This window comes from Bifidobacterium pullorum subsp. saeculare (assembly GCF_016899725.1).
Taxonomy (GTDB): Bacteria; Actinomycetota; Actinomycetes; order Actinomycetales; family Bifidobacteriaceae; genus Bifidobacterium; species Bifidobacterium pullorum_C.
In genome coordinates this window covers 38,289-63,858 of the sequence record NZ_JACLYU010000001.1, presented here as the reverse complement: position 1 = coordinate 63,858, position 25,570 = coordinate 38,289, and the positions used below count along the sequence as shown (strand labels likewise).

The window sequence follows — 25,570 nt, the reverse complement described above, 5'->3', positions numbered from 1 at the left end:
GCGGGCGGGCCCGCCCTCCGGAGACCTTCCGGAGGGCGGGCCCGCTCGTTATGGGCGTCAGTGCGTGGCGATCTCGTCGACCTTCGTGACGTGCCCGCCGAACTGGGCGCGCATGGCGGTGACGACGCGCAGGATATCGTCGGCGCCGCCGCGGGAGGTCTGGCGCTGCCACAGGGCCGCCGCGGTGGCGGGCGTGGGCACCCCGAGCTCCAGCGCGGCCTCGACCATCCAGCGGGCCTCGCCGGACTCGTTGGCCACGGCGGGCATGCCCCGCAGCCCGGGATCGGTCTGGACCGCGTTCTCGAACAGGTCCAGCAGCCAGGAGGCAACGACGGAGCCGCTGCGCCAGGAGACCATGGTCGCCGCCGGATCGTCGATGAGATCGGAGCGCATCATGGTGGCGAAGCCTTCGCCGAAGGCCTGCATCATGCCGTATTCGATGCCGTTGTGCACCATCTTGGCGAAATGGCCGCCGCCGACGGGGCCGGCGAGCGTCAGCCCGTAGTCGCCCTCGGGCTTGAGCGTGTCCAGCAGCGGGCGGACGCGGTCGAAGACGGCGCGGTCGCCGCCGAGCATCAGCGCGTAGCCGCGCTCCGCCCCCCACACGCCGCCGGAGACGCCGCAGTCGAGGAAGTCGATGCCGCGTTCGGCGAGGTCGTCCGCGTGCCGCCGGTCGTCGGGGTAGTGGGTGTTGCCGCCGTCGATGACGATGTCGCCGGCGTCGAGCAGGCCCTTGAGCTCCGTGATGACGGCGTCGGTGGGCCCGCCCGCCGGCACCATCGTCCACAGGACGCGGGGCGCGGGCAGCGCGGCGACGAGCTCGGCGAGCGAGGTGACGTCGCGGCCGGAGTCGGGGCTCATGTCGTAGCCGACGACGGTGTGCCCGCCGGCGCGCAGACGCTTGGCCATGTTGCCGCCCATGCGGCCCAGTCCGATCATTCCGATGTGCATGATGGTCTCCTTTGTGATGAACGTGAATGCGATGGATATGCGATGGGATGAAGTACGGGGGATGCGGCCCGGCGCTCACAGCACGAGCGACAGCAGCATGGTGAACACGAGGCCGGTCACGGACAGCACCGTCTCCATGAGGGACCAGGTCTTGAGCGTCTGGCCGACGGTCATGCCGAAGTACTCCTTGACCAGCCAGAAGCCGGCGTCGTTGAGGTGGGAGAAGAACACGGAGCCGGCGCCGATGGCGAGCACGAGCAGCGCCAGATGCGTGGGGCTCATGCCGGCGGTCAGCGGCACCATGATGCCCGCCGCGGTGACTGTGGCGACCGTGGCCGACCCGGTGGCCAGGCGGATGAGCACCGCGACGAGCCAGCCGGCGAACAGCGGGTTCATGGCGGACTCGGTGATGCCATGGGCGATGACGTCGCCGATGCCGGAGTCGACGAGCGTCTGTTTGAAGCCGCCGCCCGCGGCCACGATGAGCACGATGCTGGCGACAGTGCCGAAGGACTTGCCGACCATGCCGTTGACGGCGTCGCGCGTGGCCTTCTGCAAGAATCCGAGCAGCACCATCGCGAGCACGGCGGTGATGAACAGCGCGGTGAGCGGCTCGCCGACGAAGGCGATGGCACGGCCCCAGGGCTCGGCCCTCAGCCCAGTCAGGTCGACGATCGAGGCGGCGAGCATCAGCACCACGGGGCACAGGATCACGGCGATGGCCTGCGCGAAACTGGGGCGGTTCGCGGCGTCCTTCGGAGCGTCCTGCTCGGCCTCATTCTCCGGGGCCATGATCGGCACCCAGCGCGCCATGAGCTTGCCCAGCACCGGGCCGGAGATGATGACGGTGGGGATGGCGACGAGCAGACCGAGACCCAGCGTGACGCCCAGGTTGGCGTGGATCGAGTCGATGGCGGCCAGCGGCCCGGGGTGGGGCGGCACGAAGGCGTGCAGCGTGGACAGGCCGGCGAGCGCCGGAATCGCGATGAGCATGACCTTCATATGGGCACGGCGCGCGGCGAACAGCACCACCGGGATGATGATGACGACGCCGACCTCGAAGAACATCGGGATGCCGACGATGAATGCGATGAGCGCCATGGCCCAGGGCAGCCGGGCCAGCGGGGTCTTGGCCATGATCGTGTCGACGATCACGTCCGCGCCGCCCGAGGAGAACAGGATGGTGCCGATGATCGCGCCGAACGCGATGAGCAGGCCCACGCCGGAGAAGGTGGAGCCCGCGCCGGCGGTGAAGCTGCTGATGGCCTCGTCATAGGGCACGCCCGCACACACGGCCATGAGGAACGAGCCGAGCAGCAGGGAGAGGAAGGGATGCAGCTTGAGCACCGCGATGAAGACGACGATGGCCGCGATGCCGACGATGGCGGCGATGATGAGATGCATGACGTTTCTCCTGTGAAACCGAATGCGAATGAGGACGGCGGTCCGATTGGCCTGCGCGGGGCGACGACGCCCTCGCCGGAAGACCTTCCGCCGCAGCGGGCGCCCCCTGGGCGGGGAGCGCCGTCAGGCGGCCACGGCGGGGACGGGGATCCCGCAGGCGGCGGCATGGGCCACGACCGCGTCGATGGCCCGGTCGACCATCTCCTCGACGCTGCCCTCGATGGAGACCTCGACGCCGGGCTCGTCCGCCTCCAGAGGCTCGAGGATCGCGAACTGGCTGGGCAGCAGCGCGGGCGGCATGAAATGCCCCTTGCGCGCGGCCAGGCGCTCGCCGATGAGCTCCGGAGTGCCCGTCAGATGCACGAAGAACACGGGGATGTCCTTGCGCAGCACGTCCCGGTAGGAGCGCTTGAGCGCGGAGCTGGAGACGACGGTGTCGACGCCGATGGCGTCCTTGGCGGCCATCCACGCGTTGATGACGCGCAGCCAGGGCCAGCGGTCCTCGTCCGTCAGCGGGATGCCGGCGCTCATCTTGTCGATGTTGGCCTGGGGATGGAAGGCGTCGCCCTCGGCCATCTCGTAGCCGAGCCGGTCACGGATCGCCTCGGTCACGGTCGATTTGCCACAGCCGGCGACCCCCATGACCACGATGTGCATGTGCGGTGCGTCCATTGGTGCTCCTGTTCTGCCTCGTTGCCCGCCGATGGCCGGCGGATGGTTCCGATCCGGGAATCTGCCATGACCTCCGGTCCGTTGAGAATCACAATAGATTGTTTATGAGTCTTTGTCAATTCAAAAAGAGTATCTTTAAGACCGTTCGGCGTGTCACAGCGCCGATTAGTAGTCTGATTGCCATGACCACGGATCTTCAGACCCCCGGAACCGGGCATATGCACGAGCCCGTCGCCGAACGGCTCGCCCTGGACATCATCGACGGCCGGTGGCTGCCGGACTCCCCCCGGACACTGGAGGACATCCAGTCCGAGTTCGGCGTCTCGCGCACCGTGGCCCGGGAGGCGTCCCGGCAGCTCGAGTCCGCACGGGCCATCGAGATCCGCCGCCGCGTGGGGCTCATCCCCCGCTCCCCCGATCAATGGCAGGCGCTCAGCCCCCAGGTCATCTCATGGAAGCTGCATTCCACCCAACGCCGGCAGGAGCTACTGTCCCTGACCGAGCTGCGCCTGTGCATCGAGCCGATGGCGGCGCGCCTGGCCGCCTCGCGCGCCCCGCTGGAGAGCAAGGCGAAGCTGCCGGTGCTGGCGCTTGAGATGCGCCGGGACGGCACGGAGGGCAGGCTCGCGGCGTTCCACGACGCAGACATCGTCTTCCACACCCTGATTCTGCGCAGCTGCGGCAACGAGCTGTTCGCCGCCTTCTCCGACACGGTGGCGACGGTGCTGCGCGGCCGTGTGGAGATCGACATGTACCCGCGGCGGCCGAATCCGGAGGCCTTGGACGCGCATGTGGCCGTCGCCGAGGCCATCTGGACAGGGGATGCCGACCGGGCTGCGTCGGCGATGCAGGCCATCGTCGACGAGGTGGGCACGGCGATCAGCCGGCCGTGACGCGGCTATGCGCGCGTGCGGCGGGCGTGCGGCCGGTCACCATTCGTGCCGCTGATAAGCGATGCGGGTGGTGTCGGTGGGCCGGTCGTTGAGCTGGATCAGGCCGCAGCGGGCGAATCCGGCGGATTCGAGCACATGCTGCATGGCCTTGTTGTTGGGGTGCGTGTCGGCGCGCACATTGCCGTAGTGTTTGAGCGCCCAGGTGATGCAGTCGCGCGCCGCGTGGCGCACGAGGCCGGAGGAGGCGATGCGGTGGATCGTCACGTAGGCGTCGTCGTCGAGCCAGGCGCCCTCGATGCTCGCGTAGGTCGGGTCCTCGCCGGGGCAGAGCGCGAACTGCGCGAGGATGCGCTCCTTGCCGCCGCGATGGTCGACGAGCAGCATCGTGCGCTGGTTGGCGATGTCGTCGCGGACGACCGCCTCGCGCGGGAAGGTGCTCCCCCACTGGGTGGGGTTGCCGTTGGCCGCCATCACATGCCGCGCATGCTCGTAGATGGCCTGCATCTGCGGCAGGTCCCGCATCGTGGCATGGCGGAACATGCGTCCCTCCTGATCCGCAGGCGTAGCGCAGGCGCTCACAAGCCCTCCCTCGACTGGAAACGAAACGTCCCTCGGTCCGGCGCGTTCGCACGCGTTCCGGGCCGAGGGACAACGTACCATGCGGGCTGGCCTGGCATGTGCGGCCGTCCGCCGCGCCGTGCCAAGGCTCAGACGAGCTTGCGCTCGAAGGGATCGGAGCTGATGCCCTTGGCGAGGATGTCCTTGCACCACTGCTTGGCGGTGAACAGACTGTGGTCGCGGTAGTTGCCGCAGCTTTCGATCGTGGTGGCGGGCACGTCGTCCCAGGTGGCCTCGTAGGCGATGAACTCCAGCGACTCCTTGAGTGCCTTCGCCACATCCTCGGTGCTGTGCTCGCCCCAGGTGAGCAGGTGGAAGCCGGTGCGGCAGCCGAACGGCGAGCAGTCGATGTACCCGGGGATGCGCTCGCGCAGCAGCACCGCAATCATGTGCTCGATCGTGTGCAGGCCGCCGGTGGGGATGGCGTTCTCGTTAGGCTGCACAAGGCGCAGGTCGTAGTTGGAGATCACGTCGCCGTGCGGCCCCTTCTGCGTGTCGATGCAGCGCACATACGGCGCCTTGACCTTGGTGTGGTCGAGTTGGAACGATTCGACGACAGGCTTGTCCTCAGCCATATTGCTTCCCTTCCGTTGTAGTCCGGCGCCCCGTCGGCGCCGATGCCATACTCATGCTACCGCCGCGCGCCCGCCGAGGAGCGTGGCCGAATCCGTCACCTCGATCAGCGGCGAGAACAGCCGCATCGTCTCCAGGGCGAGGCGCTGGTTGTCCGGGGTGCTGCCCGCACAGGCGTCGGCGACCAGACGCACCCGCACGCCCGCGTCGGCCGCCGCCAGCGCGGTGAGCAGCATGCAGCAGTCGGTGGCCACGCCGCACAGGGCGATTCTGCGGGTTCCGCCGATGGCTACCTCGAGTTCGGGGCACCATTTGCCGAAGGTGGTCCGGCTGATCACCGGATGGCCTTCGGCCAGCCGGGCGGTCTCGTCGGTGAAGTCGTACATCGGGTCGTCCAGCGGCACCAGGAACTGCGGCCAGTCGCGGAAATATGCCACCCACGCATCCTTCGGCTCGTCGGGGGCGATGTACCGCGTGTACGCCACGCGCTCCCCGTACGCCCCGGCCAGCCGGACGAACGCCTCGTCGGTGGCATGGTAGGAGCCGTCGGCGCACGCCCACGCGGACCAGTCGCTTTGGGCGAACACCTTCTGCCGGTCGATCACGACCAGCCATTCGTCATCGTCAATCATGACCCTGCGCCTTTCCCTCGCTCAGTGTTCCCGTCGATCCGATGCCTGCGGCGCGCCATCTCCAACCCCGTCGCGCGCGGGCGCGGACTCCTGCCGCCGCACGTCGCCCCGCTGGACGAGCAGCGCGGCGACGAACCCGATGACCAGCGCGACCAGCACGCCGAGGTTCGCGGACGCCCACACGCCGTCCTTGCCGCCGAACAGCGCCAGGAAATAGCCCTGCCAGGTCAGCCAGCTGGCGGCCGAGTTCACCACCAGCCCCCAGCCGAGCACGGTGCCGACCGCCAGGATCGCCAGCGCCTTGCCATTCCACCTGCCGTACCGTCCGTTCGGGTCGTACAGGTCCACCGTGTCATAGTCCTTGCGCCGCATGATCACATCCGCTACGAACATGCCGGCCCACACGGCCATGGGCACGCCCAGCGTGGTCAGGAACCCCTGGAAGGGGCCGATGAACGTGTCGGAGAAGAACGTCACGTACACCACGCCCACCACGGTGAGCACGGCCGTGAGTGCGGCGGCCACGGTGCGCGGCAGCCTCACGCCAAACGACAGCAGCGCCAGGCCGTTGGAATAGTTGTCCATGATGGCGCCGGACATGAGGCCCAGCACGGCGACCAGCGTGAACGGCACCAGGTACCAGGTCGGCAGGATCGAGGCCATGGCACCGATTGGGTCCAGCCCCACCTTGTCGGACAGGTCGGCGTTGGACACGGCGAGCAGCAGACCGTAGAGGATGAGGAACACGTTGGCGATCGACGCGCCGAACGTGGTCCATCCGATGATGCCCGCGTTCGACGCCCGGCGCGGCAGGTAGCGCGAGTAATCGGCCGCGATGTTCACCCAGCCCAGGCCGAAGCCGGTCATCACGAACAGGCAGCAGCCCAGAACGGCGGGCAGGTCGCCCGCCTGCGCCGACCCGATGGCAGAGAAGTCGATGTTGCCCCAGCCCAGGATGAAGAAGCCGAGGGTGACGATGCCGGTGACGATGGTGATGACCTGCTGGCACCGCATGATCAGATCGTAGCCGAAGATGCCCGCGATGACCACGAGGCCGACGACCACGATGGTCGAGACGATCTTCGGCACGGCTCCCGAGCCCATGCCGAGCGACGCCAGCGTCGACGACATGGCCAGCACGGCGGTGGTGGTCAGCGAGATCTCCCAGCCGAGCGTCGCGATCCACGACATGACCGAGGGGATCTTGGCGCCTTCGACGCCGAAGATGGCGCGGGTGAGCACCATGGTCGGCGCGTTGCCGCGCTTGCCGGCGATCGAGATGACGCCGACCAGCAGGAACGAGGCGACCACGCCGATCATCGTGGCGGCGGTCGCCTGCCAGAACGAGATGCCGAATCCCAGCGCCCAGGCGCCGTAGGACATGGCCAGCACCGAGATGTTCGCGGCGAACCAGGGCCAGAACAGGCTGGCCGGGGTGCCCTTGCGCTCGGATTCGGCGATCGCGTCGATACCCTGCTCCTCGACGGCGAGGGCTGATGGTCGGTCCGGTGCTGTGCTCATGGCGCGTCTCCTTGGTGACGGTTGATGTCTGCCACAATGGGGCCGCCGCCCCGCCCGGGTGGGGAATGACCATTTGCTGAAGCCCCCGCCGGAACCCCGTTGTCCGTCACGCCTCCGGATGGCCGTGCCGGCGGCGCGTGTCCGCCCCGAACAGCGCACGCACCTCCTGGCGCGAGGGACAGGTGGCGGGTCCGCGCCGAGTGACGGCGATCGCGGCCGCCGCGTTCGCGGTCCGCACCGCCTCGGGCAACGGCGTGCCCCGGGTCAGCTCGGCGCACAGGACCCCGGTGTGGCAGTCGCCGGCGCCGTTCGTGTCGACGGCGGCGACGGGGAAGCCGGCGACATGCCGCGGCCCCGCGCCCGGTTCGCACATCCAGGCGCCGTCGCCGCCGGCGCGCACGATCACCGGGGAGCCCAGCCCCTCCGCCAGCCGCCGGCAGGCCTGTTCCGCGCCCGATCCGTGCGGACCGTCCAGACCGAACCGCCGCATGAGCAGCCCGGCCTCGCGCTCGTTGCACGTCCATACCGGCGCATAGTCCCGCAGCTGCCGGAGCATCGCCATGTCGGCCGCATCGATCACCGGGGACGCGTCGACCACGGCGGCGAAGCGATGCCCCATCGTGCGTCGCAGGAACCGCCGCAGCGCCTCGGCCGTGCGGTGCGCCAGCGTGTATCCGCTGACATACAGCACGTCGCTCGCGCCAGGCTCGATGGCATCGAAGGCGTCGGCGGGGGCATGGGCCTCGGCCCCGCGGCAGGAGATGAACGTGCGTTCCGCCCTGGCGTCGGTCAGGGCGATACAGAACCCGTTGTCCTCCCCGTCGCAGCGCATCCCGATGTGCCGGATGCCGTCCCGGCGCAGGGCCGCGTCGATCATCGCGGCCCATGGGCCGTCGCCGATCACGCCGCCGTGGCATGCCGCGACCCCCCATGCGGCGGACGGTATGGAGCATGTTGTAGCTGGCGCCGACCTGCGCGCGGACGCCATCGGCGAACACATCCTGGCCGGGGCGCGGCACCTCCTCGACGCGCATGGTCAGGTCGACGATGATCTGCCCCAGCGAGATCACGGCCGGGGCGTCCGTGGCAACGGGGGCGCTCACCGCGCGCCCCCGTCGTTCCCGGCGCCGACGTCCCGTCCGCGCAGGTCCATGAGCCGGTCCGCGACCTGGGCGAGGTCGAGGCCGTTGACCCGTTCGACGAACGCGACCCGGTCCCCGCCGAACGCCCCGGCGCCCAAGCAGGCGCCGAGCATCGCCCCGCTCATGGCGGCGATCGTGTCCGTGTCGCCGCCGACCGACGCGGCGGCGCACAACGCGTCGAAGGGACGGTTGGCGTACCGGCTGGCGATGGCGAACGCGGCCGGCACCGACTCATTGGCCTCGACGCTGGTGCCGACCATCAGCCGCAGCCATCGCAGGAAGGCCGCGTCATCGGCCCCGGCCCCCTCCCCCTCGGCCCAGGCCAGCGCCCACCGGGTGCGTTCGAGCACGGAGGCCTTGGCGGACCAGGCGCCCGCCGGCCGCGCGGCGCCCGCCAGGGCGACGGCCCGGTCCAGGGACTGACGCACGCCGGCTCCCGCCACGCCGCAGCTGACGGCCGCGGCGAGCAGCGTCGTCGCCTCGATGCCCTGCACCGTGTTGTGCGTCACCACGCAGGAACGGCGCGCGGCGGCGAGCAGCGCCTCTCCCGGCGCGAAGGCGATGCCCACCGGCGCGGCGCGCATGGCGCCTCCGTTCGTCGTGCCGGTCCGTCCGGTCAGTTCCGGCGGCACGCCGCGCCCCAACGCCTCCAGCGCGGCCTTGGTGGAGGGGCCGAGCAGGTCGAGCGACCCCTTGGCCTTCATCGCCGCCTCCCAGCGCAGCAGGTCGTCGGCGTAGGCGAGCACGTCGAGGTCGCCGCGGTCGGCGATAAGCCGCCGCGCCAGCACCAGGGCCTGTTCGGTGTCGTCGGTCACGTGCCCCGCGGGCATGTTCGGGGCGATGGGCTGCGCGGCGGCCGCGTCGAGGAAACCGCGCACCGGCCCCCGTACGCCTTGGCGATCATGTCGGCGGACATGCTCTGCGTGGGCATGCCAAGGGCGTCGCCCAGCGCCAGCCCCGCCAGCGCGCCCCGCGCGCGCTCCCCCGTGGCCGTGTGACCGTGCCGCATCGTCATCCTTCCGTCCATCTGCGGTCCGCCAGCCTCACTCGGTGCGCAGGGCGGTGGCCGGGTCCTGCTTGGCGGCGCCGCGCGAGGGGATGAGGCCGCCGATGAGCGTGAGCACCACCGAAAGGATGACCAGCGCGATCGCGTTGGGCACCGGCAGCACGGCGCTCACCTCGTCCGTGCCCATGAAGTGGTGGAGCACCGCGTTGATCGGGACGTTGAGCAGCACCGTCAGGGCCACGCCGATCAGGCCGGCGAACAGGCCGATGATGCCGGTCTCCGCGTTGAACACGTTGCTCACGTTGCGCTTGGAGGCGCCCATGGCCCTCAGGATGCCGATCTCCTTGGTGCGCTCGAGCACGGAGATGTAGGTGATGATGCCGATCATGATCGAGGAGACGACCAGGGAGACCGCCACGAAGGCGATGAGCACGTAGGTGATGACGTTGATGATCGTGGTCACCGAATCCATCATGAGGCCCACGTAGTCGGTGTAGGTGATGCGGTCGGCCTTCTTCGCGTCCTTGTTGTAGTCGGCGATCTGGTCCTCGATCGAGTCCTTGTCCTCGAAGCTGTCGGCGTAGATGCTGATGGAGCTGGGCGCGCCGCGGCTCACGACGCCGAAGTTGGCCATGTTGTCGCGGTAGGAGCCGGTGGAGACGTACTGGTTGTAGATGGCCACGAGCGTCGGCTCGTCGGCGGTGGCGATCCACTGGTCGAACTGGGCGGCGATGGCCTGCTCGCCGCCCGCCCCGGCCATGGAGGCCGCGCCGGGCTGGGCGCCGGTCACGCCGGGCTGGGCGCCGGTCACGCCGGGCTGGGCACCGGGCTGGGCGCCGGTCACGCCGGGCTGGGCGCCCTGCTGGCCGGCGGCGCTCATCAGGCTCTGCGCCATCTGCGCCTTCTGCGTGACGCCCAGCGAGGCGACGTAGGCCTTGGCGTCGGCGGCCTTGGTCGCGTCGTCGGACGGCGCGAAGGTCATGCCGTTGAGCACGTTGTGCTGCTGGTCGGCCTGCTGGTCGGCCACGATCTGGCTGTGCTCGGCGCGGTCGATGAGCGTGTCGGTCAGCGCGCGCGTATAGCCGACGCCGGTGCCCAGCGGCGTGGCCTTGGCGTCCGCGATGGGCTTGACCACGCCCACGACCTTGAGCGCGATGGCCGCGTCGGAATCGACCAGCCGGGCGATCTCGTCGGCATTGTCGCCCACGTATTGCCAGTGGCCGTCCGCGCCCTTGACGTACTGGTCCGAGGCGGGCAGCAGGCTCAGCCGCTGGTCCAGCACCGTGGTGTAGTCGATCGCGCCGGTGTCGGTGGTCACCTTGTCCCCGGCGTTGAGCTGGTTCATCATCTCGTGGTAGTCGGCCGCCGGCTTGAGGCCCAGCTCGTACAGGGCCGTCAGCGGCAGCGTGTTGTTCTTGTCGAGGACGAGCACCACCTCGTCGGCCTGCTTCGGCCAGGCGCCGTCGACCACCTGGTAGTTGTCGGCGACGACCTTGCCCACCTGCCGCTTGCCGTCGGCGGAGGGCATGATCTCATGGAAGATGTCCGGGGCGGCGTTCTGGTCGGAGGAGCCGGTGAGCATGCTCATCTGCATCGAGGTGACCGAGCTCATGTCCATCGAAGACATGCTGGAGCCGGCCATCTGCGAGGCCATCGACTGGCCGCCGGTGGAACCGACGGTCACCCCGTCGGCGTCGACCAACGTGCCGGAGGGGTCATGGCTGTACACGGAGAAGCGGGTGTCGTAGGAGTACTGGATGCCGGCGGAGCCCACGTACTGGTGGATCGGGCTGGAGGCCTTGTCCAGGTACTTCTTGAAGGAGCTCAGGTTGTTCTCGGTGATCGAGCCGGTCATCGCGGAGGCGTCCTTGATGGAGCTGTCGTCCGGGTAGACGGCGTCCGCCTTGTGATGCGCGTTGGCGCGGCCCTCCATGTTCTCCTGGCTGGTGCTCATGATGGAGCCCAGGTCGAAGGTCTTCGCGTCGATGGTGATCGGATAGGCGGTCATCGTGTCGCGTTGGATGCGGTCGATGTACGTGTTCACGCCCGCGGAGACGCTCATGATCAAGGCGATGCCGATGATGCCGATTGACCCGGCGAAGGAGGTGAGGATCGTGCGCCCCTTCTTGGTCTTGAGGTTGTTGAAGCTCAGCGCCAGCGAGGTGAGCAGCGACATCGAGGTGCGGCCCATCGTCCGGCGCACCGGCTCGGCGGCGGTCTGGCTGTCCTGCCCGTCGGCGGACGGAGCGGTCGGATCGTAGGGGTTGGAGTCGGAGCGGATCACACCGTCCTTGAGCTCCACGATGCGGGTGGCGTACTCGCGCGCCAGCTCCGGGTTGTGGGTCACCATGACGACGAGGCGGTCCTTGGCCACCTCCTTGAGTAGGTCCATGATCTGCACGGAGGTGGCGGAGTCGAGGGCGCCGGTCGGCTCGTCGGCCAGCACGATGTCCGGGTCGTTGACCAGCGCGCGGGCGATGGCCACGCGCTGCATCTGGCCGCCGGACAGCTGGTTCGGCTTCTTGTCGACATGCGCGCCCAGACCCACCTGCTTGAGGGCGCGGCGCGCCATGTGACGCCGCTTCGACTTGGGCACGCCGCCGATCGTCAGCGCCAGCTCCACATTCGACAGGATGCTCTGGTGCGGGATGAGGTTGTAGCTCTGGAACACGAAGCCGATCGTGTGGTTGCGGTAGGCGTCCCAGTCGCGGTCCTTGTACTGGCGGGTGGAGATGCCGTTGATGACCAGGTCGCCCTGGTCGTAGCGGTCGAGGCCGCCGATGATGTTGAGCAACGTGGTTTTGCCGGAGCCGGAGGGGCCGAGGATGGCCACGAACTCGTTGTCCCGCAGGTTCAGGCTCACGTCGTCCAGCGCCTGCTGCACGAAATCGCCGGTCTTGTACTGTTTGGAAATGCCCTTGATCTGCAGCATGCCGCCGTCTTTCCCACCGTGACGCCTGGTGCGGGTGGCCGCATGCCGTCCGCGAGCAGTCGGTGTCATGTCATCGCCTGGAAAAATACGGCGGTCATTATACCGGGGCCATCTCGGTATTCCGCGCACATGGTGTCGCATATGTTTCCCCATGGGGAACAGATGCGACACCCTGCCCGCTCAGATCCGCCGCAGCGCCTGGCCGAGGTCGGCGATCAGGTCGTCCGCGTCCTCGATGCCCACGGACAGGCGCACCAGATCGTCCGGCACCTGGAGCGTGGTGCCGGCCACCGAGGCATGGGTCATGGCCCCCGGATGCTCGATGAGGGACTCCACGCCGCCCAGCGATTCGGCCAGCGTGAACAGCCTGGTGCCCTGGACGAAGCGCTTGGCCGCCTCCTGCCCGCCGGCCAGCTGCACGGAGACCATGCCGCCGAAGCCGCCGTGCATCTGCCGGGCGGCGATGGCATGGCCCGGATGCGATGCCAGCCCCGGGTACCACACGCGCGACACCACCTGCGAAGGCTGCGATTCCAGCCACTGTGCGACCTTCAGGGCGTTGACCGAATGCCGGCGCATGCGCAGTGGCAGCGTTTTGAGCCCGCGGATGTCCAGCCACGAGTCGAAGGGCGAGGGCACGGCGCCGGCCGCGTTGCGCAAGAACGCGACCTGTCCGGCCAGCTCGTCGTCGTCCGTCACGATGGCACCGCCGATCACATCGGAATGCCCGCCGATGTATTTGGTCGTCGAATAGGCGACCGCGTCCGCGCCGTCGGCCAGCGGATGCTGCAGCGCGGGCGAGGCGAAGGTGTTGTCGACCGCGACGCGCGCGCCGTGCGCGTGCGCGACGGCCGCGGTGGCGGCGATGTCGACGATGCCGAGCATCGGGTTAGTCGGCGTCTCCACCCACACCCAGCGGTGCGGGGCGGCCGCGAGCGCGGCGGAGACGGCGGCCGTGTCGGCCATGTCCACCACGTCAAGCCCCACGCCCCACGGCTGGAACACCTGGGCGAGCAGGCGGTACGTGCCGCCGTACACGTCGTTGCCGAGCAGGATGCGATCGCCGGGCCGCATGGTGGCGCGCAGCAGCACGTCGATGGCCGCCAGCCCGGAGGCGAAGCTCAGCGCGTGACGGGTGCCCTCCACGGCGGCCAGCTGCTCGTCGAAGGCCCGCCGCGTGGGGTTGACCGAGCGGCTGTAGTCGTAGCCGTGACGCGGCTCGCCCACCGCGTCCTGCTTGAACGTGGAGGTCATGTAGATCGGGGGCACGACCGCGCCGGTCGTCGGGTCGGGCTCCTGCCCGGCGTGGATGGCGCGCGTGTCAAGTGCAGCGGCCGGGGTGCGGGGTGTGGGGGTCGTGGTCATGGCGTCCGCTCCTGTCGTCCTGTGGTCGGGTCCTGGCTCACGCGTACTGCGCGACGAGCGAGGGACGGGAGGTGCGCTCGACGACATCGCCGTAGCCGTGCCCGCGCATCCAGTCGTCGTTGAAGATCTTCTCCAGATAGCTGCGCCCGGAGTCGGGGGCGAGCACGACGACCAGGTCGTCCTCGCCGAGGTCGTGTTCCCTAGCGTAGTCGAGAGCGGCGGCGACGGCCATGCCGGAGGACCCGCCGACGAGCAGCCCCTCCTCGGAGGCCAGGCGGCGCGTGGTCTCGAAGGCGGCGGCGTCGCGCACCCGGACGATCTCGTCGGGCACGGCGCGGTCGAAGGCGCCCGGGTACTTCTCCTTGCCCACGCCCTCCACGTCGTACTGGTGCTGGTCGGCGGGCGAGGCCGCCGAATAGATGGAGCCGTCGGGGTCGGCGCCCACGACGGTGACCTTGCCGTCGGAGACGTCCTTCAGGTACCGGCCGGTGCCGGAGATCGTGCCGCCGGTGCCGATGCCGGCGACGAAATGCGTGACCTTCCCCTCGGTGGCGGCCCAGATCTCCGGGCCGGTGGTGGCGTAGTGGCTGGCCGGTCCGTTGGGGTTGTCGTACTGGTTGGGCTGGAAGGCGCCGGGGATCCGCTCGGTGAGCCGGTCGGCGACGCTGTAGTAGGAGCGCGGGTCGTGGGCGGGCACATCGGTGGGGGCGACGACGATCTCGGCCCCGTAGGCGCGCAGCACGTCGCGCTTGGACTGGGAGACCTTGTCCTGCACGACGAAGATGGTGCGGTAGCCGCGCTGCTGGGCGACGAGCGCCAGACCGACGCCGGTGTTGCCGGAGGTGGGTTCGATGATGGCGCCGCCCGGCTTGAGCTTGCCCTCGCGCTCGGCCGCGTCGATGATGCGTTCGGCGATGCGGTCCTTGGCCGAGCCGCCCGGGTTCATGTATTCGAGCTTGACCACGACCTGGGCCTTGACGCCGGCGGCCTGCGGCAGGTGGTTGAGCCGGACGAGCGGCGTGTTGCCGATGAGGTCGACGGTCGAGTCGGCGATGCCGATGCGCGCCGGGTTGATGGGCGTGGAGCGCGGCGCGGCGATGGGCGCGGAGCCGGTGGAGACGGCGGGCGCGAACTGGTAGGGACGGTGGTTGGCGATGGTCGCGGAATCGTAAAGCAGCGTGGTCATGGTCGGGTTCCTTTGCCTGATGCGTATCGGTTGGTCTGGTCTGCCTGCGGAGGGATGCGCCAGGCACGGACACGGGATGCGCCGCCTGCCAGAGAGGACGAGGGAAGGAGCCCGGCGATGCGGATGCGAACCATGCATCGGCATGCCCTGGGGTCACATATTCGTGGAATTCCACCGGAATCGGCGAAGATGATCGTCTCTCGAGTTATGCGTCGTCAACCGCGCGCCGTGTGGCGTCGGTCAGCGACAACAACATGAGAGCTTCTGCATGGCTCAGCACCGTAGCAGGCGGTCTGACCATCCGTATCCGCCTGTCCATATGCCGAAACAGACGGGAGCCGGGCGCTCGATTCGTCCGGCTCCCGTCGCGTGGTTCAGCACATGCCGCCCCGATCCGGCGGCACCTCGCACCGGTCGGTCAGCCGGTGCGTCGCCCAGACCGCCACCACGGTGATCATCGCGGCGTACGCCAGCGGGAGCCACACCACGGTTCTCACCGCCCGCATGCCGTCCAGCGACGTCCATACGCCGCCTTTCGCCGCGTCGACCAGCCAGCCGACCATACTGTCGTCTCCCGGCTGCGGCTGCCACCGCATACCGCCCAGTTCCAGGCCGGCGACCAGCATCACCACTGCGCCGATCGCGGCCATCAGCCGGTGTCCGTGCGACCATACGACCATAAGCACGGTGCCGATGAGCTGTCCCGCCATCGCGACGACCACCATCGTCGCCACCGTGCCCAGGAACACGTAGCAGTCCCCCATCGCCAGCGGCTGCCCCGCCTCCGGCGCCGCCGCGGCGACGGATGGCGGCAGCACGCCGACATCGGCTCTGAAGATGCCGCCGTCGTGAGCCATCACCGTGGAATACGCGTACCGGAACCGCGAGGCAGCCAGACTCAGCGTCAACGGTGTACCGAGGCTCGTCGTCACCAGCCAGCCGGCGAACAGCACCACCGCCGCGGCACACGCCACCGCCAGGTTGGTCACGGTCTGTTCGCGCACGATGGTGCGCCGGGAGACGCCATGGCAGATGAGCGTGCCGAAGCCGAGGCACGGCCAGACAAGCGCTGCCAGGAACAGCATCACAGCCAGCGATCCTTCCAGGGTGCCGCTGGTGGCGGGAGTGGCGCCGCCATCGGTCAGCTGCCACCAGTAGCTGGCGTTGACCGCCAGCACGATGGCCAGCAGTACGGCACAGCACGCCAGCCACGCTCCGTGTTTGCGCAGCGTCATGCGCATCAGGCGGGCATGAACCGATGTAGTTGTAATCGCCATGTCACCCCTCCTTATCCGACGCAACGGCATTACCCGGCTCAGGCGTCGTTGCGACGCCGCCCGCCATGAGCCGGACCACGTGGTCCTGGAGCCGCAGGCTGCCGCGGTCGACGGAGTCCACGGCGCATTCGTCCGCCACCCGCCCGTGGTCGAGGACGATGGCGCGCTCGATCACCGGGGCGACCTCGTCGATGAGATGCGTGGCCATCACGATGGTCCGCGGGCGTTCAGCGACCGCTTCCAGCACCAGCCGGTGGAACAGGCTGCGATTGACGGCGTCCAGCCCGAGCATCGGCTCGTCCAGCAGCAGCACCTCCGCAGGGACTGCGAGCGCCGCGGCCAGCCGGACCATCATGCGCCGGCCGAGTGGCAGCTGGTGGAATCGCGAGGCCGGGTCGATGCCCGCCTCCATGAGCATGCGTGTGGCAAATCCCCAGTCGAAGCCGCCGGCGAAGCGTTCCTCGTTGCGGAAGAACGACCGAATCGAAGTGGCGACGAGGAACGGCAGCGTGTCGTTGACCAGATACACACGAGACTGGGCGTCCTCGCTGGCGCGCAGGTCCACGCCGTCGAGACTCATGGTGCCCCGGTCCGGCAGGAGCCGGCCGGCCAAGCAGCCCAGCAGTGTGGATTTGCCGGCGCCGTTGCGCCCGAACAGCCCGTAGATGACGCCTGGCCGCAACATGAGGTCGATGGGCCCCAGGGCGGCGGCGCCGGCGTACGTTTTGACGACGCCGGCGACCGCCAGCCCTGTGGGAGGAGTGGTCGGGCTCATGACTGGTATCCCTTCTCGACGAGTGCGATGCGTTCGCCGCGGCCGATGCCCAACCGCTTGGCCTCGGCGATGAGCCCCCCCCCGGTGGGCAGCACGCCCCGTATGACCAGACTACAGCGAGGCGGCGTCGATGAGGGAGCGGGTGTAGGCGGTCTGCGGATGGCGCAGCACCTGCGCGATGGCGCCGGTTTCCGTAACCCGGCCCTCTTGGAGCACGAGGATGCGGTCGGCTAGATGCTGCACCACGCCCAGGTCGTGTGAAACCATCACCAATGCCATCTCCGGCCGGGCCGCGCGGATGGCGGCGAAGGCGTCCAGGATCCGCAGCCGTGCGGCCGTGTCGATGGCGCTCATCGGCTCGTCGGCGAACACGATGCGTGGATTGGCCACGATCGCGCGCGCGATGGCGACCCGCTGCGCCTGCCCGCCGGACAGGTCGCGGGGAATCCGCGTCAGGAACACGTCCGGGTCAAGTCCCACGGTTTGCAGCGCATGCGCGACACGGCCGGTCAGATCGCCGCCATCCCGGGCATCCCCGTCATCCCCTTCCACCCTGTTCCGTCGGCGTAGCTCCAGCGGCTCGGCCACCGAACGGCCCACCGTCCAACGCGGGTCGAGCGAACCGTGCGGATCCTGGAACACCAGACCGCAGTCGCGACGCAGCGCCCGGAGTCCGGGCTGCCGCCGGCGCACCGGCATGCCGCGGTACGTCACCTCGCCCGCGTCGGCCGCGTCCAATCCGGCCAGGATGCGCGTCAACGTGGATTTGCCGGAGCCGGAACCGCCGATGATGGCCAGGCACTCCCCCGCGCGCACGTCGCAGTCCACGCCGTGCAGCACCTCGGCGCGTCCGCGACCCCGTCCGAAGCCTCGGACGATGCCGCGGGCCGAAAGCAGCACGCCGCCGTCAGCCGATGTGGTCGATGGGGTTCCGCCCACCTGTTCCCGCGCGGTCATGCCGCACCTCCTCCGAAGTCCGTCGTATCGTCCATGCCGCCGGGCGAGGCGCCCAGCGTGAGCGTGCGTGCCGCGGTGACGAGCCGCCGGGTCAGCGGCTCCCGCGGCTCGGCGAGCAGGCGCGCGGTGGGCCCGGATTCGACCACGCGGCCCCGGTCGAGCACCAGACAGCGGGTGGTGGCGCGGGCGAGCACGGAGAAATCGTGGGTGATGAACAGCAGCGAGGCGCCGGCATCGTCCACCAATGAGACGAGCAGGTCCACGATCTGCCGTTGGGTCACCGCGTCGAGCGCGGTGGTCGGCTCGTCCGCGATGATGAGACGCGGCGCGGCGACCAGCGCGGTGGCGATGCCGACGCGCTGCTGCTGGCCGCCAGACAGCTGCCCCGGATACCGGCGCATCACGTCAGCCGGGTCCAGCCCCACCTTGGCGAGCATGCGTTCCACCCGTTCGCGTCGTTCCGCGCGGCTCAGCCGGAAGTGGCGCTTCAAGGGCAGCGCCACCTGCTGGCCGACCGTGGCCGTCGGGTTCAGCGCGGCCGCCGGGTTCTGGAACACCGTGCCCACGTACCGTCCGCGCAGGCCGGCCATCCATCGGTCGGACACCGCGTAGCCCGGGGCCAGCAGCAGGCCGTCGTCATCGTCCGCCAGCGTCGGAACCGGATGATCGCTGCTGCCGTCGGCATGCCCGCCGCCTGTCGTCCAGTCCGCAGACGAACCGGCGAGGATCACACCTTCCATCGCAATGCCGCCGGCAACGCGCGCACCTGATGGCAACAGTCCCAGCAGCGCCTTGGCGATCATCGATTTGCCGGAGCCGGAGGGCCCGATGAGGCCGACACGCCCCCCCTGGCCAATCGAGAAGTCCACGCCGCGCACAATCGGCGCGTTGCCCAGCGTGATCCGCAGGTTCCTCACCTCAACGCCCATCGCGCACCTCCCCGGTCCCGTCCGGTTCCACGGCATCGGCCGGCGGCGCGGAGCCGACGGCCGCCGGGTCGGTCGCGTCACGCAGCGCGTCGCCGAGCAGGTTCAACGCCACGACGGCGACGGTGACGACCAGGCCGGGCCACAGCACGGCCGCCGGATACACGGTGACGAAGCGGACCGAGGTGGTCAGCGAATGCCCCCAGCTGGGCACGCCGCTGGGCACACCGACGCCCAGGTAGGTGAGTCCGGCCTCGGCCAGCAGCGCCGTGCCGGCCGACATCGATAGCTGCACGGCGATCACCGGCAGACTGTTGGGCAGGATATGCCGTATAAGCACGCCCATGCCGGAGGCGCCGTTCGCCAGCGCCGACTCCACATAGGCGGAGCGCGCCGCCAGCAGGGCGGCGGGGCGTGCGATGCGCGCCAGGTTGAGTCCGTACGCGAAACCACAGGCACACACCACCACGGCGACGCTGGCGCCCAACGGCACGGCGAGGATCAACGCCAGCAGCACCGTGGGGATGGAGATGAGCGCGTCCACCGCCACGACGGCCGTGCCTGCGAGCGCCCCGTGCCGCGACACCATCGCGGCGATGAGCAGCGTGCCCCACACGGCGGCGACAAGCGCCACGAGCAGGGCGATCGCCAGGTCGGTGGCGGCGCCGGCCATGAGCCAGCTCAGCACGTCGGCGCCGGTGCCGTCCGTGCCCAACGGGTGCGCGGGCGAGGGCGCCTGCCAGGTGTGGTAGCCGTCGGTGGCCAGCAGCGGCCATGGCGTCCACACCAGCGAGACCAGCGCGACGGCCGTCCACACGCCGATCACGATCAGGGCCGCCCGGCCGCCGCCCCGCGACCACACCGCGTAGAGCGTCCGGCCCGCGGCGCCTGCGGCACGCGCGGCACGGCCACCACACACGGCAGGGCCACCACGCACGGCGGATCCGCGCCGCTTCGATGTCCCAATCATGCGCGGCCTCCTTCCCGATCCGCTCCGGCCGCCAGCCGCGGGTCGAGCGCATGGTGCGCCAGGTCGACCAGCAGCCCGACGAGCAGGAAGAACGCGGCAAGCAGGAACAGTTCGCTCTGCACGGCGATGAGGTCGCGGTTGCCCACGTCGGTCACGAGCATCGCGCCGATGCCGGGCAGCGCGAACAGGTTCTCCACCACCATCACGCTGGTCACCATCTGCGCCAGCGTGAGCCCGGCCACGGAGACGAGCTGCGGGGTGGCCAGCCGCAGTCCGATGCGCAGCGCGGCCTCGGTGCGCGTCATGCCGCAGGCCATGCCCATGGCGACGGCGCCGCCCTCGAGCTGCTCGCCCAGGGCGGAGCGCGTGTGCCGCATCAGCGAGGCGGCCACGATGAGCCCGCTGGCCACGGCGGGCAGCGTCAGCGAGGCGAACGCGGCGCCGGGCTGGCGCCATCCGCCCATCGGGAAGCCCTGTGAGGGGAACAAGCCCACCAGTCCGGAGCCGCGGGCGAACAGCAGGATGAGCAGCAGTCCGCTCCACAGCGCGGGCACCGCGCCGGCCACGATCGCGACCAGGCGGAACGCGCCGCGCACCGCGGGCCGGCGGGCCAGCGCCGCCGCGCATCCCAGTGGAATGCCGGCCGTCAGCGCCAGCGCCATGGTCATGCCGATGAGCGGGAACGTCACCTGCGCGCGCTGCGCCACCTCGGCGGTGACCGACCGCCCGGTGAACGCGGAGACCCCGAGGTCGCCGTGGAGCAGCGCGGCCAGCCAGTCGCCGTACTGCGCGGCCAGCGGACGGTCGAGCCCGAGCTCGGTGCGCAGGCGCGCGACCTGCCCGGCGGTGGCGTTCATGCCGGCCATCACGGCGGCCACGTCGCCGGGCAGGATGCGCAGCGCGGCGAACACGAGCACGGACAGGGCGAACAGCGCGGCCACGAACAGCATCAACCGTTGTGCCAGGAACCTCATGCCGCTCCCCCTTCCGCGGGCCGGACGTAGGTGAGGTTCCACAGCGGCATGAAGCTCTGGCTCAGGTCCGCGGCGAACCCGCTCACCCCTTGGGCGGTGGCGGTGGTCACGCGGTAGGCGAACAGCCAGTCGGCCGCCGCGTCCTCGGACACCTGCCGGGCCGCCTGGGCGAGCAGCCGGTCCGTGGTCTTCTCGTCGGTGGCGGCCATGGCCTTGCGGTAGAGCTCCTGCACGCGCGGATTGTCGTAGCCGTAGTAGTACGTGGGGTCGGCCCACTGCTCGAAGTCATGGCTTTCCGCATGGTCCACGAGCGACAGGTCGTAGTCGGCGTTCTGATGCACGTCGGTCAGCCAGGTGGAGAACTCCACGTAATCGATCTTCAGGTCGATCCAGATGGCCGCCAGCTGCGAGCGCAGCTGGTCGCCCAGCTCGGTGCCGTAGGTGTTGGCGTAGGTGAGCGTGGTGGTCAGATGGTGGTCGGGCCCGTAGCCGGCCTGGCGCATGAGCTCCTGCGCCTTCGCCACGTCATGCGGGTACAGCCCGGTCAGATCGCGGTAGCCGGGGTCCACGGCGGGGATGGGCCCGCCGAGCGGCTGGTCGGCGCCGCCGCGCGCGGCGATGATCTGCTTATGGTCGATCGCGTAGCGGATGGCCTGGCGCACGCGCTTGTCGGTGAACGGAGCGCGCCGGTTGTTCATCGCGAGCACGTATTTGTCGGAGCCGTTGCCGGCGCGGATCGTGTACGCCGGATCGTTCTTGAGCGGCGCGGCCAGCTGTTCGTCAATCGGGGAGAGCACCTGCACGGCGCCGGAGGTGAGCGCGTTGACCGCGGCGTTCGCATCCGTCAGGTAGCGCACCACGACGGTGTGCGTTTTCGCAGGGTTGCGCCCGGTGTAGTTCGGGTTGGCGGTCAGCGTGACCGAATCGTTGGGCACGAAGTCGCTCACCAGGTATGGTCCGGAGCCCACGGCCTGGGTTTTGGGGTCGTAGTGCGCGTCCTGGTCGAACACGAGGCCGGGCCGGGCGGACAGATACCACAGCAGGTTCGCGTTGGGCGTGTCCAGGGTGAGGCGCACGGTGTGGTCGTCGAGCGCTTCGACGCCGGTGACGCCGTCGAGCTGCTCGTAGTCGTAGTATTGCCGTTCGATCATCTGCCGGATGCTCCACACCACGTCCGTGGCGTCGAGCACGTCCCCGTTGGAGAACGTGAGCCCCTGCCGCAGGTGGAAGGTGTAGGCCAGGCCGTCCTTGGCGATGTCCCAGCTGTCGGCGATGGCGGGCACGACGCGGTTGTGCGAGTCACGGCCGACGAGTCCCTCGTACACGTTGCCGATGAGCAGCTGCATGACGGCGTTGCCGGATTGCCGGCGGATGTCGAGGTTGACGGGCGCGAGCTTGAGTCCCACGACAACGGTGTCCGCCGCCGTGCCAGCATGCTCCGGCGCGGTTCCGCCGGGTCCGGTGCGCCCGACGGCGAAGCCCGCGGCGAACGCGATGGCGGCCGCGAGGATAGCGACGCCCAGCGTGCGCGCCCATCCCGACCGGCGGCGACGGCGGACGCGCGCGTTGAGCGTCGCGTCGGTGCCGGCGAACGGGTCGGTGGGTGCGGTGCCTGTCATCCCGGATGATGTGGTTGCGCCGGGTGTCCCGTGCGCACCAAGGGCCTTAGACATGGTGGTTCCCCGATGTTCGGTTATGGGTGTGCGCGTGCCGCTGCGCGCCCGTGCCGGGTCGCGCGCCTGAGCGCCGACTGGCCGCCCGTGCCGGGTCGACCGTCGCGCGCCTCATTCTACGCGCGCCCATGCCCGGCGCCCGTGGAAACCATGGCACGCCAACCGGCGGGGCCATGGCCCGGCCCTATACTTGGGGAGGCGTCGACGGAGGGCCCGCGACGACCGCGACAGGGAGAGACCAGCATGGCGCACATCCTTCTGGGCGTGACCGGCAGCATCGCCGCGTTCAAAGCCGCCCATCTCGCATCCGACTGGACGAAGCAGGGCCATGAGGTCCGCGTCGTGATGACGGATGCCGCCACCCGATTCGTCGCCCCGCTCACCTTCGCCTCCCTGACGCACGCCCCCGTGCGCGGCGCGATGTTCCCCTCCCCCACCGCCGCCGACCTGGCCGGCGATGTGGCCGACGGCGCCGCCAGCCTCGCCATCAACCATGTGACCGACGCCGCCTGGGCCGATATCATCGTCGTCGCGCCGGCGAGCGCCGACGCCATCGCCCGCATCGCCGCGGGGCTGGGCGACGACGCGTTGGCCGCCACGATCCTCGCCTACGACCAGGGTCCGAAGGTGCTGTGCCTGGCGATGAACACCCATATGTACGCCAATCCGGTCACCCAGCGCAATCTGGAGACCTGCCGCCGGCTCGGCTGGACCATCGTCGAACCGGAGTCCGGGACGCTGGCCTGCGGCGACACCGGCCGCGGCCGCATGGAGGAGCCCGGGGGCATCGAGGCCGCCGTCGCCGCCCTGCTGGCCGGCGAGGCCGGGCAGGCCGGGCCGGACCGGCCGCGAGACGGCGTCCGCCCGCTGGCCGGCCTCGAGGTGCTGGTGACGGCGGGACCGACGCAGGAACCGTTGGACCCGGTGCGCTATCTGACCAACCATTCGACCGGCAAGATGGGCTACGCCATCGCCGAGGCCGCGCGCGACCTGGGCGCGCGCGTCGTCCTCGTCTCCGGCCCGGTGGCGCTGCCGGCCCCCGAGGGCGTGGACCTGGTGCGCGTGACCACCGCGCAGGAGATGTTCGACGCGGTGCGGGACGCGTTCCCCGGCGCCGACGTGACGGTGATGGCCGCCGCGGTGGGCGACTTCCGCGTGGCCGAGGTGGAGCCGGACAAGATCAAGAAGCATGGCCGCGACGCCATCGAACTGCGCCTGGTCGCCAACCCGGACATCCTCGCCTGGGCGGGGGCGCACCGGCGCGCGAACGGTTCGCAGACGCTGTGCGGCTTCGCGATGGAGACGCGCGACCTCGAGGCCAACGCCGCGGCGAAGCTCGCCGCCAAGCGGTGCGACATGCTCGTGGCCAACGACCTCAGGGAGCCGGGGGCGGGCTTCGGCACCGACACCAACGCGGTCACCGTGCTCACGCCCGGCGACGCGCCGGACAAGCCCCATGCGGAGCGTTGGCAGCTCATGGGCAAGCGCGAGGTGGCCGAACGGCTGCTGCTGCGCCTTGCCGCGATGCGGGAGGGCCGCGCCTGATGCTGGTCGCGGTGGACATCGGCAACACGAAGATCGCGGTCGGCTTCCTCGACGGCGGCACGGTGGTGGGCAAGTACCGCATCACGACGGATGGCGGCGGCTCCTCCGACGAGTACGCGCTCAAGCTGCGCCGCTTCCTGGCGATGACGGGCGCGCGGCGGCAGGACGTGGAGGGCGTGGTCGTCTCCTCGGTGGTGCCGAAGGTCATGCACGCGTTCCGCGGCGGCGTCGTCAAACTGTTCGGCATCGAACCGCTGGTCGTCGGCCCGGGAGTCAGGACCGGCATCAACATCGCGCTGGCCAATCCGCGCGCGGTGGGCGCCGACCGCGTGGCCGACGCGACCGCCGCATGGCATCTGTACGGCGGGCCGACGCTGGTCATCGACTTCGGCACCGCCACCACCTACGACTACATCGACGGGCGCGGCTCGTTCCGCGCCGGCGCCATCAACGTCGGCTTCCAGACGGCGGCGGACGCCCTGACCGGCGCCACCGCGCAGCTGCCGGACGTGGAACTGGCGGATCCGGGCACCGTGCTCGGCACGGACACGCGCGCCGCCATCCAGGCGGGCCTGTTCTACGGCTTCGTCGGCGGCGTGGAGCACACCATCCGCCGCTTCGCGGACGAGACCGGCTCGATGCCGCGCGTCGTGGCCACCGGTGGCCTCGGCAGGCTCGTCCACCGCGAGACCGACCTCATCGACGTGGCCGACCCCGATCTCATCATGAAGGGGCTGGCCATCATCCACGCGCTCAACCGTCCGTCGCCGGCCGCGCGCCGATCGTAGGGAAAGAGGCATCCATGCTCGTCACTGTGGATATCGGCAACACCAACATCGTCCTCGGGTTCATGGAAGGCGGCTCCATCGCCGGCACCTACCGCATCGCCACGAAGGCCCAGCACACCTCCGACGAATACGGCATCTTGCTCACCGAGTTCATGGAGCTCAGCGGCTATGGCCGGGGCGACGTGGAGGGCGTCATCATTTGCTCGGTGGTGCCGAAGGTCATGCATTCTTTCCGCGCCAGCATCGTCAAGTTCCTCGGCGTGGAGCCGCTGATCGTCGGGCCGGGCGTGAAAACCGGCATCGCGGTGCGCATCGACGACCCCAAGTCGCTGGGCGCGGACCTGCTGGCCGGCGCGGCGGGCGCGATGGCCGAATACGGCGGCCCGGCGCTGGTGGCGGACTTCGGCACCGCCACCACGTATATCCATCTGGACGCCGGCGGCGCCATCGACAGCGGCGTCATCACGGCCGGCATCCGCACGGCGGCGAACGCGCTGTGGGGGCAGACGGCCCAGCTGCCTGAGGTGGAGATCACCCGCCCGCGCTCGATCCTGGCGACGAACACCATCGACTGCATGCAGGCGGGCCTGTACTACGACGCGCTGGGCGGCGTGGAGATGATCATCCGCCGGTTCCGCGAGGCGTTGGACGAGCCGTTCCGCGTGATCGTCACCGGTGGCCTGGGGCGCGTGTTCGAGGGCGACTCCGACCTCATCGACGTGTACGACCCGGATCTCATCCTCAAGGGCATGGCTGCGATCTGGCAGCGCAACCGCCGCTAGGCCGGCCC

Annotated in this window: 22 protein-coding genes and 1 pseudogene; 4 read left to right on the top strand and 19 right to left on the bottom strand. The window is 70.0% G+C overall.

The genetic code is table 11. The features are described from left to right. Positions 1–57: 57 nt before the first annotated feature. The 3 genes from gnd to H7U32_RS00260 form a co-directional block, all read right to left on the bottom strand. Entirely contained in the window at positions 58–951 is an 894-nt protein-coding gene (gene gnd / locus H7U32_RS00270; RefSeq protein WP_204467015.1) for a phosphogluconate dehydrogenase (NAD(+)-dependent, decarboxylating), read from the bottom strand. Positions 952–1,026: 75 nt separating this feature from the next. Next, positions 1,027–2,355 carry a GntP family permease gene (locus H7U32_RS00265; RefSeq protein WP_204467013.1) on the bottom strand — a complete coding sequence of 443 codons (1,329 nt, stop codon included), beginning with the start codon at positions 2,353–2,355 and terminating at the stop codon, positions 1,027–1,029. Positions 2,356–2,478: 123 nt separating this feature from the next. Continuing rightward, positions 2,479–3,027 (bottom strand): gluconokinase, encoded by a 549-nt coding sequence (locus H7U32_RS00260; protein ID WP_204467011.1) that lies wholly within the window; start codon positions 3,025–3,027, stop codon positions 2,479–2,481. Positions 3,028–3,209: 182 nt separating this feature from the next. Between H7U32_RS00260 and H7U32_RS00255 the strand changes: the two genes are divergently transcribed. After that, on the top strand, positions 3,210–3,920 hold the full coding sequence (locus H7U32_RS00255) for a FadR/GntR family transcriptional regulator (RefSeq protein WP_204467010.1): 711 nt from the start codon (positions 3,210–3,212) through the stop codon (positions 3,918–3,920). Between the two features lie 36 nt (positions 3,921–3,956). Here the strand turns inward: H7U32_RS00255 and H7U32_RS00250 are convergent, their stop codons facing one another. From H7U32_RS00250 to H7U32_RS00175, 16 genes and pseudogenes are all read right to left on the bottom strand, one after another. Then, entirely contained in the window at positions 3,957–4,460 is a 504-nt protein-coding gene (locus tag H7U32_RS00250; RefSeq protein ID WP_204467354.1) for a GNAT family N-acetyltransferase, read from the bottom strand. A gap of 167 nt (positions 4,461–4,627) precedes the next feature. Then, complete coding sequence (locus H7U32_RS00245; RefSeq protein ID WP_204467008.1) at positions 4,628–5,113, bottom strand: S-ribosylhomocysteine lyase; 486 nt, start codon at positions 5,111–5,113, stop codon at positions 4,628–4,630. Positions 5,114–5,164: 51 nt separating this feature from the next. Beyond that, on the bottom strand, positions 5,165–5,743 hold the full coding sequence (locus tag H7U32_RS00240) for a cysteine hydrolase family protein (RefSeq protein ID WP_204467006.1): 579 nt from the start codon (positions 5,741–5,743) through the stop codon (positions 5,165–5,167). 21 nt (positions 5,744–5,764) lie between these two features. Continuing rightward, positions 5,765–7,264: a purine-cytosine permease family protein gene (locus H7U32_RS00235; RefSeq protein WP_204467005.1), complete on the bottom strand. Its 1,500-nt coding sequence runs from the start codon at positions 7,262–7,264 to the stop codon at positions 5,765–5,767. A gap of 106 nt (positions 7,265–7,370) precedes the next feature. Continuing rightward, positions 7,371–8,141, bottom strand: a complete 771-nt coding sequence (locus tag H7U32_RS00230) for a PfkB family carbohydrate kinase (protein WP_306452339.1) — start codon at positions 8,139–8,141, stop codon at positions 7,371–7,373. A 222-nt stretch (positions 8,142–8,363) separates the two neighbouring features. Beyond that, positions 8,364–9,310 (bottom strand): annotated as a pseudogene (locus H7U32_RS00225) (ADP-ribosylglycohydrolase family protein). 139 nt (positions 9,311–9,449) lie between these two features. Continuing rightward, entirely contained in the window at positions 9,450–12,344 is a 2,895-nt protein-coding gene (locus tag H7U32_RS00220; RefSeq protein WP_204467003.1) for an ABC transporter ATP-binding protein/permease, read from the bottom strand. Between the two features lie 180 nt (positions 12,345–12,524). Beyond that, positions 12,525–13,709 carry a cystathionine gamma-synthase gene (locus H7U32_RS00215; RefSeq protein WP_204467001.1) on the bottom strand — a complete coding sequence of 395 codons (1,185 nt, stop codon included), beginning with the start codon at positions 13,707–13,709 and terminating at the stop codon, positions 12,525–12,527. Positions 13,710–13,746: 37 nt separating this feature from the next. Further along, positions 13,747–14,895 (bottom strand): pyridoxal-phosphate dependent enzyme, encoded by a 1,149-nt coding sequence (locus H7U32_RS00210; RefSeq protein ID WP_239457371.1) that lies wholly within the window; start codon positions 14,893–14,895, stop codon positions 13,747–13,749. A gap of 374 nt (positions 14,896–15,269) precedes the next feature. Then, positions 15,270–16,172: a hypothetical protein gene (locus tag H7U32_RS00205; RefSeq protein WP_204466999.1), complete on the bottom strand. Its 903-nt coding sequence runs from the start codon at positions 16,170–16,172 to the stop codon at positions 15,270–15,272. Between the two features lies 1 nt (position 16,173). After that, positions 16,174–16,947, bottom strand: coding sequence for an ATP-binding cassette domain-containing protein (locus tag H7U32_RS00200; RefSeq protein ID WP_204466997.1), 774 nt, complete (start codon positions 16,945–16,947; stop codon positions 16,174–16,176). 111 nt (positions 16,948–17,058) lie between these two features. Then, positions 17,059–17,904: an ABC transporter ATP-binding protein gene (locus H7U32_RS00195; protein WP_204466995.1), complete on the bottom strand. Its 846-nt coding sequence runs from the start codon at positions 17,902–17,904 to the stop codon at positions 17,059–17,061. After that, complete coding sequence (locus H7U32_RS00190; protein ID WP_204466993.1) at positions 17,901–18,833, bottom strand: ATP-binding cassette domain-containing protein; 933 nt, start codon at positions 18,831–18,833, stop codon at positions 17,901–17,903. Before H7U32_RS00190 ends, H7U32_RS00195 begins: the two co-directional genes overlap by 4 nt. Further along, on the bottom strand, positions 18,823–19,800 hold the full coding sequence (locus H7U32_RS00185) for an ABC transporter permease (protein WP_204466992.1): 978 nt from the start codon (positions 19,798–19,800) through the stop codon (positions 18,823–18,825). Before H7U32_RS00185 ends, H7U32_RS00190 begins: the two co-directional genes overlap by 11 nt. After that, positions 19,797–20,774, bottom strand: a complete 978-nt coding sequence (locus H7U32_RS00180) for an ABC transporter permease (RefSeq protein WP_204466990.1) — start codon at positions 20,772–20,774, stop codon at positions 19,797–19,799. Before H7U32_RS00180 ends, H7U32_RS00185 begins: the two co-directional genes overlap by 4 nt. After that, the gene (locus H7U32_RS00175; protein ID WP_204466988.1) at positions 20,771–22,447 is read right to left on the bottom strand and encodes an ABC transporter substrate-binding protein; all 1,677 of its coding nucleotides are present in this window, start codon (positions 22,445–22,447) and stop codon (positions 20,771–20,773) included. Before H7U32_RS00175 ends, H7U32_RS00180 begins: the two co-directional genes overlap by 4 nt. Before the next feature lie 243 nt (positions 22,448–22,690). Between H7U32_RS00175 and coaBC the strand changes: the two genes are divergently transcribed. From coaBC to H7U32_RS00160, 3 genes are read left to right on the top strand one after another with little or no spacing between them, the layout of a single operon-like run. Further along, on the top strand, positions 22,691–23,992 hold the full coding sequence (gene coaBC, locus H7U32_RS00170) for a bifunctional phosphopantothenoylcysteine decarboxylase/phosphopantothenate--cysteine ligase CoaBC (RefSeq protein ID WP_204466987.1): 1,302 nt from the start codon (positions 22,691–22,693) through the stop codon (positions 23,990–23,992). Further along, complete coding sequence (locus tag H7U32_RS00165; RefSeq protein WP_204466985.1) at positions 23,992–24,780, top strand: type III pantothenate kinase; 789 nt, start codon at positions 23,992–23,994, stop codon at positions 24,778–24,780. Before coaBC ends, H7U32_RS00165 begins: the two co-directional genes overlap by 1 nt. 14 nt (positions 24,781–24,794) lie before the next feature. Further along, complete coding sequence (locus H7U32_RS00160; RefSeq protein ID WP_204466983.1) at positions 24,795–25,562, top strand: type III pantothenate kinase; 768 nt, start codon at positions 24,795–24,797, stop codon at positions 25,560–25,562. Positions 25,563–25,570: the final 8 nt, after the last annotated feature.